Raw genomic sequence first — 12,616 nt, forward strand, 5'->3', positions numbered from 1 at the left:
TCTGCTTGGTCAGCGTGGGGATTTGCCTCCCCCCAACGAAGAACAAGAATGCAATGACACGGAATGTTGGCCAATATCCCTTGGTTCAACGGGCAAAGCGCCCCGCCGCAGGAACTTAAGGCAAAGGCAGTCATTAGGGTTACGCCACCGTCTCGTGACCAGTAGTTTGGGGGATCATGACCGACCGCATGTCTGAGATTTTTCCTGGTGATTCCAGGATGAGCGCCATCATGCGTGCCCATGAATGGGGGAAAACCCGGTTAGGTTCCCCAGAACAGTGGCCTGAAGGCTTGAAAGCGTCGCTCCGGCTCATGCTCATGTCGCGGTTCGAGATGTGGCTTGGCTGGGGGGAAGATCTGACCTTCTTCTATAATGATGCCTACATTCCAACATTGGGTTCAAAACATCCCACCGCGCTGGGCCAGCCCATGTCGCAGGTCTGGAAGGAAGTGTTCGAGGACGTCGAGGATCGCATCGTGTCGGTCATGCGCGACGGCGTCGCGACGTGGGACGAGCAGCTGCTCTTGTTCCTCGAGCGCAATGGCTATCCCGAGGAAACCTACCACACCTTCTCCTACAGCCCACTCGTCGGCGGCGACGGCACCGTAGAAGGCCTTATGTGCGTCGTCAGCGAAGAGACGGACAGGGTCATCAGTGAACGACGGATCAAGCAGCTCAACGATCTGGCCGCAACCTTGCTCAGGGCGCAGAGCCGGTCGGACGTGGCAGAGGCGGTTCGTACCTATTTCGGCAGCGACAGTCGGGACTTTCCTTTCGCCGACCTCATATTGTTCGATCTGCCCGAAAGCCCCCATCCTGCCTCTGGCGACGCAACACGGTGGCCCGTTGCCGCGATCGAACAAGGAGAGAAGCAGACGGTCATCGCGCTCGACGGTTTCGGGCGAAACCTGCCGACGGGACCGTGGCACATACCGCCGCGTGAAGCGTTGATCCTTGCGGTCGAACAGCCCGGAGAGGCGCGGGCCATCGGCGCGCTCATTCTCGGCTTGAATCCCTATCGCCTGCTCGATGAAGCCACCCGCGATTTCGCCAGCCTCATCGCGGTGCAGATCGCCGGCGCGCTTGCTACGATCGATGCCGTCTCGGCCCAGCGGCGCGACCGTGACCGGCTCTGGTCGCTTAGTCAGGACCTGATGCTGGTGTGTGATTTCGACGGCGTGATCCGATCGGTGAACCCAACGGCAACGCGGCTCCTGGGATGGCAGGAAGATGAGATGGTCGGTCAGGTTCTGGCCGATTTCGTCCATCCCGACGACTTGCGCAGCACGGCCAGGGAGGTCGCAAAGCTGGCGAAGGGCGTTACTACCCTTCTGTTCGAGAATCGCTATCGCTGCCGGGACGGCAGCTATCGGCTGCTCGACTGGAACGCCGTTCCCGATGCCGGCCGCATTCATGCCGTGGCGCGCGACATAACCCAGGAACGCCTGCTGGCCCGCGACCGGGAACGGATCTGGGCGATCTCGCCCGTCGTCAAGGTGGTGGCGACGACGCAAGGCGTCATTAATGCAGTCAATCCATCCTGGACGAAAGTGCTCGGATGGATCGAGGCCGATACGGTCGGCCGCAATATCCTGGAGTTCGTGGCCGAGGAGCAGGACGCCGCGCGCAAGAGACTGGCGAAACTTTCGCAGCCCGATGCGACCGTCGTAGAATCCCAAAGCGTCTTTCGGGCGCAGGATGGCAGCCACCATCGCTTCGCCTGGACCGCCGTGCCTGAGGGCGGCCTGCTCTATCTTTTCGGCCGGGACATCACGGCTGAAACCGAAGCGGCCGAGGCGCTCGCCGCGACTGAAGACGCTTTGCGCCAGAGCCAGAAGATGGAAGCGGTCGGGCAGTTGACCGGCGGCATCGCCCATGACTTCAACAATCTGCTGGCCGGCATTCTGGGCAATCTGGAACTGCTGGAGCTGCGTATTTCGCAAGGCCGGTTGGAGGCGATCAGCCGCTATCTCGAGACGGCGCAGGGCGCGGCAAAACGCGCTGCCGCGCTAACCCAGAGGCTGCTCGCCTTTTCGCGCCGGCAGACGCTCGATCCTACGCCCGTCAATGTAAATCGGCTGGTCTCCGGCTTGGAAGACCTGCTGCGCCGCACTGTTGGTCCTTCGGTCGAAATCGAAGTAGTCGGATCGGGCGGGCTGTGGACGACATTGGTGGATCGCTACCAGCTCGAAAACGCGCTGCTGAACCTGTGCATCAACGCACGGGATGCCATGCCGGACGGCGGTCGGCTGACGATTGAAACGGCTAATAAGTGGCTTGACGACCGCATGGCGCGCGAACGCGAACTGCCGCAAGGTCAATATGTATCACTTTGCGTGAGCGATACCGGCACCGGCATGACACCCGATGTGATCGCCCGCGCGTTCGACCCCTTCTTCACGACCAAACCGCTCGGCGAAGGGACGGGGCTGGGGCTGTCGATGATTTATGGCTTCGCGCGCCAATCGGGCGGTCAGGTGCGAATCTATTCCGAGGTGGGCGTCGGCACAACCATATGCCTTTATCTCCCCCGCCATACTGGCGCCGTGGCCGAAACGGAGGAGGAAGGCGAGTCGCTATGTTTGGATCTTGGTGGCCATGGCGAGACAGTGCTGGTCATCGATGACGAGGCTTCGGTTCGCTCGCTCATCGTCGATGTCCTTACCGATGGCGGCTATCATGTTATCGAGGCGGCGGATGGTCCGAGCGGCCTCAAAGTGCTCCAGTCCGACTTGCGTATTGACCTTCTCATCACTGATGTCGGTTTGCCCGGAGGAATGAACGGGCGTCAGGTCGCCGACGCCGGTCGAGTGCACCGACCGCATCTTAAAATCTTGTTCATCACGGGATATGCGGAAAATGCCGTGGTCGGCAACGGCCTGCTGGGTCAGGACATGCACGTCATCACCAAGCCCTTTGGCATAGAAGCCATCGCCAGCAAGGTGCGCGAGATGATCGACGAGGCGGACAAGTCAAGGCGGGAAGGGGAAACATAGAGGGCCAGCCAGCCATATCGTGGAGTCCGTGAAAAGGCAGCAAACTGGCTGACGTAAGGGTAATCCTTTAGCATAAGCCGACCTTTTCCGGACCTTCGGCTGGTCTATCGTCACTAGGTGTGAAATGTCCGTTATTCTGGCTAGCCAGACCTAATCTGAAACTGGGCAACGATTTCGCTGCTCAGGTTTGGACATTCGGCTACCCATGCCCTGGCACCCAGCTGGTCATTGGACCAGAACCCGCCCTGCCTGACGTTATTTTTCGGAGTAGCTCTCTAGAGACCCCGGAACGTCGTAGCGCGACTCCCGCAAACATATGTCGTTATGGCCGCTTACTTTGTGTCAAAGACAGGCCGCAGAACATGGATGTGCCACGGCAAGGTAGAGCCGACCCGTTCAGCTGATCCGTGTCACCCAAAATCTCCTTTCTCGCCGGTTCGGATAAAGACAAGGAGACCCCGTCCAGCTTAACGCGACAAGACTTCCATGTTCTAATCCAAGGCGCGAGAACCCTTCTCCATCGTACTGGCAAATCAGAGGCGATTGTGCGATCCGATGCCAAACGAGGAGACATGAGTGAGCAAGCGTAAAGCCCAGCCTGTGGTTGCAACGGGCGTCGCAGGACTGGATGAAATCCTGCGCGGCGGCCTGCCCGCATCCAACCTCTATATGCTTCAGGGTGCGCCCGGCGCGGGCAAGACGACAGCTGCTCTGCAGTTCTTGCGCGCAGGCGTAGAAGCAGGGGAAAGATGCATCTACGTAAGCCTTTCCCAGACTGCTGCTGAGCTGAAATCGATCGCCTTGTCGCATGGCTGGACGTTGGACGGCATTCGGATCGAGGAACTGTCCGCATCCGACGCCATCAATGGCGCGGCCGATCAGACCATATTCCAGACCGCCGAACTCCGCCTCGACGAAACGCGCCAGGCGATCGAACTGGCGATCGAGGAGCATAAGCCACACCGCCTCGTCTATGACTCGCTGCTGGAGATCCGGCTCATCACGGGTGATACACCGCGGTTCCGCCGCGAACTGCTTGGCTTCAAGGCGTTCCTTGCGCAGCGCAAGGTCGTCGCGCTTTTGTTGGATACCCAGACCAATGAGGCAGCGCCCAACGGAGAAGAGGTCGAAGGGATTGCACATGGCGTCATCCGCTTCGACAAGTCGTTGCAGGATTATGGCTCGGTGCGACGGCGGATCGAGGTCAGCAAGATGCGCGGCGTGCCGATTGCCGACGGTTATCACGACATGGCGATACGGGAAGGCGAAGGCGTTGTTGTTTTCCCCCGGATCATCCCGGGCGAAGCCGTCGATACCCGCAAGCCGCAGCTAATTAAATCGGGCGTCGATGCGCTCGACGACATGTTTGGCGGCGGCCAGGAATCGGGCACAACCACTCTGGTCATCGGCCAGTCCGGGACCGGCAAATCGACCATGGCCTCGCTCTACGCAACTGCAGCGCTCAAACGGGGCGAAACGGTGGCGCTATTCCTGTTCGAGGAACGCCTGGAGACCTTCTTTCGGCGATCGGAAGGCCTCGGTATGGATTTGCGGCAGTTTCATGAAGACGGTCAGCTGATCATCCGGGATTTCAATCCCAACGAGATATCTCCCGGCGAATTCGCCCAGATTGCACAGTCGATCGTCAAGGATTTCAAAACCCGCGTCGTGGTCATCGACAGTTTCACAGGCTACCTCAACTCGTTGCCGCACCGCGAGAAGGCTGTACGAGACATTCAGTCTCTCCTCAAATATCTGGCGCGGTCGGGCGTTCTGACAATGCTGATCGTCGCCCAGCACGGTCTGCTCGGCCAGAATGTCGGTATCGATGTCGATGTGAGCTTCCTGGGCGATACCGTACTCCTGCTGCGGATCATGGAAGATGATGGCCGTCTTCGACGCAACATCACCGTCGTCAAGAAACGCCATGGCCCCCATGACCTGAATGTTCATGAACTGTTGATCGAAAGCGACGGCGTCAGGGTCGTCCCGTTCAATCCGCTGCCGACGGCATGAGTGGCAGCGATCTGGTCGAGCCGGGTGCGCTGGACCAGGTCCTTATTCTGGCGCCGTATCGACGGGACGCGGCCTATCTGGGTCAGTTGCTTGCCGAATATGACATGGCTGTCGCGACCTGCATCTCGGCAGACGAACTGACGGGGTATCTGGCGGCTGGGCCAGGCGTGTTCGTGACGACCCATGAAGCATTGACCCCGACCCTCATCGATATCGTCGCCCGGCATCTGAACGCCCAGCCCCCATGGTCCGAAATGCCGATCGTGGTCCTGCTTGACCGCGCGTCGCCGAACAGTCGAATCCGTGGACAGCTGGCGGCGGCATGGCCACGGTCGCGCCAGCTTTTCTATCAGCGCCCGCTCACCCAGGTCGAACTGGTCAGCGGCATCCAGTCGGCGCTGCTGGCGCGAATGCGGCAGAGGGAAGTGCGCGATCATATCGAGCGCGAGATCGAACTTCGCAGGGAACTGAACCACCGGGTCAAGAATATCCTGGCGAGCGTGTTTTCAATCTTTGAAATGACGCGCCGCGGCGCGACGAGTGTGGACGCGCTTGCGGATGATTTCGGTGCCCGCCTGACCGCACTGTCCAACGTACATTCCGCCGTCTTCGAGGCCAAGGGGGAGGCGATCTCGATCGCCGAGATCGCACGGCTCACGTTCGATCCCTATCGGCAGATGGGGGTCAGCCGGATCGACGCCTCCGGCCCGTCAGTCATGTTGACACGCGAGGCGGGTACAACACTGGCACTCTGCCTGCACGAACTGACGACCAACGCGATCAAATATGGTGCGTTGTCCGTGCCGAACGGCCAGGTTGCGTTCCATTGGGACATACTGCCGGACCTGGGTCCTGACTTGTCTGTCTTGTGGCAGGAAACGGGTGGACCGCCTGTCGTCGCGCCGTCGCGCTCAGGCTATGGCACACGCTATCTACGTGCGGCTCTAGGCGGCTTGTTCGGTGCCAAGCCCGACATCATGTTCGCGACCGATGGCCTTCGATGTGAGATTAACGGACCATTGGCACGCGTCGCCTGCAACCCGGAGGCACCGGACAGCGTTTCGGGCTTATGACATCAGACACCATCGGCGTTCGCAAGCCACTGCGGATCTATTGCATCGAAGATAATCCCCTGATCGTGTTTCATATCGAACATCTGATTGAGAAGGCAGGCCATGTTCTGGCGGGTTTTGCCGATAGCTTCTCCCAACTGACGGCTGACCCTGCCGCGATCGACATAGATGGCGCGCTCGTGGATGTCGATCTGGCTGATGGACGCACCGGTCCTGATGCGGCTGCATGGCTCAAGGAACGAGGCATTCCGTCGATCTTCGTGACCGGCCAGCAGGACATCGCGAATCTATATGCCGACCGGGTCGTCGGGGTGGTCATCAAACCGATCGTCGCTCAGGATTTTGCCGATAAGGTCCAGCGTCTGGACGGGCGGACCTGATCCCCGTTTGTAGGTAGAGATCGACTCTTTGCCGACATGCTTGCGGCGGTTCCGGGATCGCCCAGCGCATATATCGACAGGAACGAACTTTTATCAAAGCGGTTAACGACGCAAGTAAGTGAGCGGAGTGGGAACTTGTCTCATAGCCCGGCAGAAACTCTGTCCCCTGTCTTGCCGACTGCGGTCGAAGACGCAGCCTCCAAGCTTCTTCGTGCCTGTTGCGACGCCCGGTTAAAGATTGCGACGGCGGAAAGTTGCACGGGGGGCCTACTCGCCTCTCTGCTTACCGACGTGGAGGGTGCGAGCCACGCCTTCGAGCGTGGCTTCATTGTCTATAGCGAAGAAGCCAAATGTGAATTGCTCGGCATCGCGGGGGATCAGATTGATGTGTGCGGCGCCGTCAGTCGTGACGTCGCTATTGCAATGGCGCAGGGCACCATCCGGCAATCAGCCGCCGACATTTCGCTTGCGATCACTGGCTATGCGGGTCCCACCAACGACGGCGGAGAAGAAGGGCTTGTCCATTTTGCCTGTACCCGCAGAAACAGGACGACAAGACATAGGGTGGAGCATTTCGGTGCCGTAGGCCGTGGACCCATTCGGATCGCGGCCATAACTGTAGCGTTGGATATGATGATGGACGCCGTGCGTGACGCCTGATCGCTTCGCCTCGATCAATGAGCATGGGCTGATCCGCCTTGCAGTGGCAACGCCGACCGCAAGCGTCGGCGATGTAGCGGGCAATTCCAATGCAATCCTAGACTTAGTGCGGAAAGCGGCATTGGCAGGTGCCGACATCGTCCTGTTTCCAGAGCTGTGCCTATCATCCTACGCTATCGATGATCTGCATCTGCAGGATGCGCTACTGGACCGCGTGGAAACAGAGATCGGCAAGCTGATCGAGGCAAGCCTCGACTTACCTGTCCTGCTTGTTGGCGCTCCTGTTCGGCGTGCAGGACGGCTCTATAATGCGGCCTTGGCCATCGGCCAGGGAAAGCTTTTGGGCGTGGTCCCGAAAAGCTACCTTCCCAATTATCGCGAATATTATGAGAAGCGCTGGTTCGCGTCCGGCGCAGGCTTGACCGATCTCGATATCGAGCTTGCCGGCTGCCAAGCGCCCTTTGGCACTGACCTCCTCTTTTCGGCGAAGGAGAAGTCAGACTTCATTTTTCATATCGAGATTTGCGAGGATTACTGGTCGCCCCTGCCCCCCTCGACGATGGGCGCGCTGGCGGGCGCGCTGATCCTGTGTAATCTCTCGGCGTCGAACATCACCATCGGCAAATCGCGCGATCGGCATATGTTGTCGGCTTCACAGTCGGCGCGATGCTTGGCCGCCTATGCCTATTCTGCGGCAGGCCCCGGAGAAAGCACGACGGACTTAGCCTGGGATGGGCAGGCAATGGTGCACGAACTGGGGGAATTGTTAGCGGAATCGAAGCGCTTCGGGGACGACCCGGAGCTTACACTGGCCGATATCGATGTCCAGCGTCTGCGGCTCGAAAGGATGCGCAACGGAACTTTCAATGATACAGCCACGGCATGCGGCCACCCCGAACAGCGGTTCCGCCACGTAAAATTTTCCTGGGTAGCCCAAGGCGACCGTTCGGGTCTGTACCGTCCGCAACGGCGCTTTCCGTTCGTCCCCGCGGACGCGATGGCGTTGGATGCCGACTGCTACGAAGCGTTCAACATCCAGGTGCAAGGTCTGATCACCCGCTTTCGGGCTACTTCGAGTAAGCATCTGATCATCGGCGTTTCAGGCGGGCTCGATTCTACGCATGCGCTGATCGTGGCCGCCAAGGCATGCGACCGGCTGGGTCTCCCGCGTTCGACGATCCTTGGTTTTACCATGCCGGGTTTCGCGACCGGTGAAGAGACCCGATCGAATGCCTGGGCACTGATGAAAGCGCTTGGCATAACGGCCCAGGAGATCGATATCCGTCCCGCTGCGCGCCAGATGCTCTCAGACATGGAGCATCCCTTCGCCGCCGGCGAGCCGCTATACGACATCACTTTCGAAAATGTGCAGGCGGGGCTGCGCACCGACTATCTGTTTCGGCTCGCCAACCGCCACGGCGGCTTCGTCATCGGCACCGGTGACCTGTCCGAATTGGCGTTGGGCTGGTGTACCTATGGTGTGGGCGACCAGATGAGTCATTACGCCGTCAATTGCGGGGTTCCCAAGACGCTTATCCAATATCTGATACGCTGGTGCGTTTCTACAGGGCAGTTCGACTCCGCCACGGACGCGGTTCTGACTGCTATCCTCGGCACTGAAATCTCTCCAGAGCTTGTCCCGGCCGACGCCAGCGGCGCACTGCAGAGCGCGGAGAGCAAGGTTGGACCTTATGCCCTCAATGATTTCTTCCTTCACCATGTGGCGCGCGTCGGGCTGCCGCCCTCCAAGGTGGCATTTCTGGCTTGGCAGGCCTGGCGCGATGCCGATGCGGGAGAATGGCCGCCCGGCTATCCCGACGATGCCAAAATCTCCTACGATCTTTCATCGATCCGGCGCTGGCTTGAAAATTTCCTGTTTCGCCTTTTCACGATCAGCCAGTTCAAGCGATCGGCAATCCCCAACGGGCCCAAAGTTTCATCCGGCGGGGCATTATCGCCGCGCGGAGACTGGCGGGCACCATCCGATGGAACCGCAGCAGTCTGGCTCGATGAACTGGCAGCAGCGTTCGCCGACGCTCCCATTCGCTCCGATCCATGAAAGGCCGATACAATACGCAAACACCCAATATCCTTGGAATTGAGCGGGGCTGGCTTCCTGCTTCAGCATAAGCGCCGCTTAGGTTTGGATCGATCGCGTTGAACCCATTGGGCCTTTGCGTGTTGAAATCTTGCTCCCAACAGATTTGGACTGCGCACCATGACCGACCCAAGACCACCCCAGCCAGAGCAACAGCAATCGATGCCGGGCCTGACCGAGCCTATGGATCCACGCCCTGACCACGGCGAAACGAGCTATCAGGGATCGGGTAAGCTAAGTGGCAAGACGGCGATCATCACGGGTGGCGACAGCGGTATCGGGCGCGCTGTTGCGCTCGCTTTCGCGCGAGAGGGTGCCGACATCCTCATTTCCTATCTCAATGAAGAAGAGGATGCCCGAGAAACGGCGAAGTGGGTCGAGGAGGCGGGTCGCAAGGCAGTGCTGGTGCCCGGCGACATCGGCGATCCCGCTCATTGTCGATTGATCGTCGATCGCGCACTGGAAGAGTTTGGCGATCTACATATCCTCGTCAACAACGCCGCCCATCAGGCGAGCTTCGAAAAGATCGGAGATATTTCAGACGAGGAATGGCAGCAGACATTCGCCACGAACATTCATGCGATGTTCTATCTTGTGAAAGCGGCGGAGCCGCACCTGGCCCCCGGGGCCTCGATCATCAATACGACGTCGATCAATGCCGATCAGCCCAATGCCCATCTCCTTGCCTATGCAACGACGAAGGGCGCTATCCAGAATTTCACGATGGGCCTTGCCCAGCTGCTGGCCGACAAGGAAATCCGGGTTAATTGCGTAGCGCCCGGCCCGATCTGGACGCCGCTCATTCCCTCGACCATGCCGCCGGAGGCCGTGAAGAATTTCGGGAAAAACACCCCGTTCGGTCGCGCCGGGCAGCCCCGCGAGTTGGCTTCAGCCTATGTGATGCTGGCAAGCGACGAGTCCAGCTACACGACGGGTGCCACGGTCGCTGTCACAGGCGGGCGGCCCTTCATCTGAAATTTATTACCGAATGGGGAAGGCGATGCCTCGTTACTTTTTTCATACCGTTGATGGCGGGCGCGACTTTGACCAGGAAGGCACTGAATTGCCAAACGATGCCGCGGCACGGAAGGCGGCGATCCGGTTTGCCGGTGCTGTAATGCATGATGAGCCTGATGTACTTTGGGATGGACGTGACTATCGGGTGGAGGTCACCAACGAGACGGGCGCTCTCCTTTTTACGATCGTGATGCTGTCGATCGATGCGCCTGCATCCAATCGAGCCTGAACGCTAGCTTGCGCTTTGGCCGCTGGGTACGACAATCTCGAATGTCTTCGATCCCGACGGTGGCTGATGAAATTTCCCGCCACATGACGACACAAGACGGCGGACAAGACCAAGGCCTAGTCCATGCCCGTCTGATGGGGCGGCATCGAGGAACGGTAGGCCATCATCATCGACCTGTACGACGACATCATCGTCACGCCGTCGAACGACCACGGTAATCTTGCCACCCTTCGCATCGAAAGCATGTTTAATCGCGTTGGTCGCAAGTTCGTTCACGGCCAGGCAGATCGGCGTGACTAACGGCGAAGCAACCTCGTCGCAGCCATCACCTATTTCGAGCGAGATCAAAACGGATCTCAGCTCCGCATGCGCCTGCAACGCCTCGCAAACCTGACGCAAAGCGGTCGCCAGCGCGGACTGTTCCTCTTCCGACGTGGCCGCCCGCGCTCGGGCCAGAATAGCTATCCGTTCCGCCGCATCCTCAAGGGCGGCGCGTCCTTCCCGATCTTTCAGTCGTGTCGCTTGGAGGGAGAGCAGACTGACGACCAGTTGGAGGTCGTTGGTGCACCGGTGTACCGTCTCCCGCAATAACAGTTCCAAACGCTTGCACGCCTCCTGCGCTTCGGCGCCCGCCCGATCATCCGATCGAGTTGATGATTGCGGCCGCCCCATGCCTTCATTGGCAGTGCCATGCATGGGCAGGTTATCGCGCAACGCGGGTTTACCGGCAACCTCGTGAGTGCCATTGAGCCGCTCTGACATACGCACCTCTCTTTCAAGAGAAGAGTAGGAAGCGGGTTCAGGCGTGTCGCTAACCTCGATTGCTCATGATGTTAATGTCCAGGTCAGGATTGAGCATGTGAGCATCAGAATTTCCGTTTTGACACTATCTCATCCGCCATTCGGCCATTCACCTGAATTTACTCCGTACCTTCGCCCGCAGGCGCGTTCACGGCCACCATTTTGATAGTGAACAGGAGTCTTCTCAGTTCATCCGTTACAAAGATGCTGAACTCTCGACCATCCCAAAGTACGTCAGGCTGATCGTTCATGATTTCGCCAGCAAACTGGATGGCGAAATGCCTTGCTGCAGCGTGATCGCGTAACTCTGTTCCTGTTTCATCCCCATCGGCATCCGACGCGGAAAAGAAGTAGCGTGGCATTTTGTCCTCCAGGCATCGCGCACAGTAATGCTTCGCCCGAACTCACGCTCTAACCTGGTTAAGGAAACATCGATGAAAGGGGACCAGGTAAATGCGGCGCAACCTGATCGAGGTGCAGGTAAAGCGGATTGAAGTCGCCTTCTCGCCTGATCTTGTTCCAGTCCTGAATGGCGATCCAACGTCCGCTATGATCGATAAGGCCATCTTTCGCGAGTGCCTTCAAGGTTCGATTGACATGAACGCTGGTCATCCCGGTCGCGTCCCCCAATTGCTCCTGCGTCATCGGCAGATGAAAGTCAGCCGCATCGATAACACCGGCAGCGTGCATGCGAACGGCGATTTCGCACAATATATGGGCAATGCGCGCCCTTGCGTCACGCCGCCCGACGTTGAGCACCCATTCTCGATAAATCGAGGCGTCCACCAGACCATCGATCCAGAGCGCTTGGCCGACGGCGGGCCGCTCCAGGGCCATTTCCCGCAGAGCGTCGCGATCAATGTCGGCCACCTCAAGTTCGGTCAGGGCCTGGACACTGTGGTCGGCAATGTTGAGAAACAAATGTTGTAGATCGAGCAGATCGCCAGCCAGATGGATCGACACGATCTGACGCGCGCCATGCACCGTCAACTTATGCCGAAATGCGAGTCCAGAGAGGACAAAACTGCAATGCGGACGGGGCGGCTCCCCCTCGCGGACGACATAAGCACTTGGGTTAAGGTAGCGATGCTGAAAAGGGAGTGCTGATACTGCGGCGCGATCTTCTTCGTCGAGCGCGGCCCGCTGCGAAAGCCGTCGCGCGAAGAAATCCAAATTGGTGATCGATGACATGCAGCCTCCACCGGGCGGGAGCACATGTATCTCTCTGTCGCCGGGACACCCAGTTAGTTGCCCGGCAATATAGCGTCTTTAACATGGCCACTAACATATGGCCTAACCTATCTCATCAGCTGACATTATGACGGTTTCGATAAGCTGATCTGCCC

General features: G+C 59.0%; 11 protein-coding genes. 8 read left to right on the forward strand and 3 right to left on the reverse strand.

All coding sequences use genetic code 11. The features are described 5' to 3' along the window. Window positions 1–311: 311 nt before the first annotated feature. From F4U95_RS11895 to F4U95_RS11930, 8 genes are all read left to right on the forward strand, one after another. Window positions 312–2,996: a hybrid sensor histidine kinase/response regulator gene (locus F4U95_RS11895; RefSeq protein ID WP_150425841.1), complete on the forward strand. Its 2,685-nt coding sequence runs from the start codon at window positions 312–314 to the stop codon at window positions 2,994–2,996. A 576-nt stretch (window positions 2,997–3,572) separates the two neighbouring features. After that, complete coding sequence (locus tag F4U95_RS11900; RefSeq protein ID WP_120251143.1) at window positions 3,573–5,012, forward strand: DUF7125 family protein; 1,440 nt, start codon at window positions 3,573–3,575, stop codon at window positions 5,010–5,012. Further along, window positions 5,009–6,085 carry a sensor histidine kinase gene (locus tag F4U95_RS11905; RefSeq protein ID WP_120251142.1) on the forward strand — a complete coding sequence of 359 codons (1,077 nt, stop codon included), beginning with the start codon at window positions 5,009–5,011 and terminating at the stop codon, window positions 6,083–6,085. Before F4U95_RS11900 ends, F4U95_RS11905 begins: the two co-directional genes overlap by 4 nt. After that, window positions 6,082–6,465: a response regulator gene (locus tag F4U95_RS11910; RefSeq protein ID WP_120251141.1), complete on the forward strand. Its 384-nt coding sequence runs from the start codon at window positions 6,082–6,084 to the stop codon at window positions 6,463–6,465. Before F4U95_RS11905 ends, F4U95_RS11910 begins: the two co-directional genes overlap by 4 nt. A 36-nt stretch (window positions 6,466–6,501) precedes the next feature. Next, a complete protein-coding gene (locus F4U95_RS11915; RefSeq protein WP_120251140.1) occupies window positions 6,502–7,125 on the forward strand; it encodes a CinA family protein in 624 nt (207 codons plus the stop codon). After that, entirely contained in the window at window positions 7,115–9,184 is a 2,070-nt protein-coding gene (locus F4U95_RS11920) for an NAD(+) synthase (protein ID WP_120251139.1), read from the forward strand. The genes F4U95_RS11915 and F4U95_RS11920 overlap by 11 nt, the downstream gene beginning before the upstream one ends. 159 nt (window positions 9,185–9,343) lie before the next feature. Continuing rightward, the gene (locus tag F4U95_RS11925; protein WP_120251138.1) at window positions 9,344–10,198 is read left to right on the forward strand and encodes an SDR family oxidoreductase; all 855 of its coding nucleotides are present in this window, start codon (window positions 9,344–9,346) and stop codon (window positions 10,196–10,198) included. 13 nt (window positions 10,199–10,211) lie between these two features. After that, entirely contained in the window at window positions 10,212–10,469 is a 258-nt protein-coding gene (locus F4U95_RS11930; RefSeq protein ID WP_120251137.1) for a DUF6894 family protein, read from the forward strand. Between the two features lie 3 nt (window positions 10,470–10,472). Here F4U95_RS11930 and F4U95_RS11935 read toward each other — a convergent pair whose 3' ends face one another. The 3 genes from F4U95_RS11935 to F4U95_RS11945 form a co-directional block, all read right to left on the reverse strand. Next, complete coding sequence (locus F4U95_RS11935) at window positions 10,473–11,231, reverse strand: ATP-binding protein (protein ID WP_232015749.1); 759 nt, start codon at window positions 11,229–11,231, stop codon at window positions 10,473–10,475. A 158-nt stretch (window positions 11,232–11,389) separates the two neighbouring features. After that, on the reverse strand, window positions 11,390–11,632 hold the full coding sequence (locus F4U95_RS11940) for a DUF6894 family protein (protein WP_120251136.1): 243 nt from the start codon (window positions 11,630–11,632) through the stop codon (window positions 11,390–11,392). 58 nt (window positions 11,633–11,690) lie between these two features. Beyond that, window positions 11,691–12,461: a Crp/Fnr family transcriptional regulator gene (locus F4U95_RS11945; protein WP_120251135.1), complete on the reverse strand. Its 771-nt coding sequence runs from the start codon at window positions 12,459–12,461 to the stop codon at window positions 11,691–11,693. Between the last annotated feature and the right edge of the window lie 155 nt (window positions 12,462–12,616).

The organism is Sphingobium limneticum (assembly GCF_008710165.1).
Lineage (GTDB): Bacteria > Pseudomonadota > Alphaproteobacteria > Sphingomonadales > Sphingomonadaceae > Sphingobium > Sphingobium limneticum.

Bases quoted from the DNA above. Each gene is read 5' to 3' on its own strand.
- F4U95_RS11915 (WP_120251140.1), top strand. From the start codon at position 6,502: ATGCTTGCGGCGGTTCCGGGATCGCCCAGCGCATATATCGACAGGAAC.
- F4U95_RS11930 (WP_120251137.1), top strand. From the start codon at position 10,212: ATGGGGAAGGCGATGCCTCGTTACTTTTTTCATACCGTTGATGGCGGG.
- F4U95_RS11910 (WP_120251141.1), top strand. From the start codon at position 6,082: ATGACATCAGACACCATCGGCGTTCGCAAGCCACTGCGGATCTATTGC.
- F4U95_RS11945 (WP_120251135.1), bottom strand. From the start codon at position 12,461: ATGTCATCGATCACCAATTTGGATTTCTTCGCGCGACGGCTTTCGCAG.
- F4U95_RS11940 (WP_120251136.1), bottom strand. From the start codon at position 11,632: ATGCCACGCTACTTCTTTTCCGCGTCGGATGCCGATGGGGATGAAACA.
- F4U95_RS11935 (WP_232015749.1), bottom strand. From the start codon at position 11,231: ATGTCAGAGCGGCTCAATGGCACTCACGAGGTTGCCGGTAAACCCGCG.
- F4U95_RS11925 (WP_120251138.1), top strand. From the start codon at position 9,344: ATGACCGACCCAAGACCACCCCAGCCAGAGCAACAGCAATCGATGCCG.
- F4U95_RS11905 (WP_120251142.1), top strand. From the start codon at position 5,009: ATGAGTGGCAGCGATCTGGTCGAGCCGGGTGCGCTGGACCAGGTCCTT.
- F4U95_RS11895 (WP_150425841.1), top strand. From the start codon at position 312: ATGCTCATGTCGCGGTTCGAGATGTGGCTTGGCTGGGGGGAAGATCTG.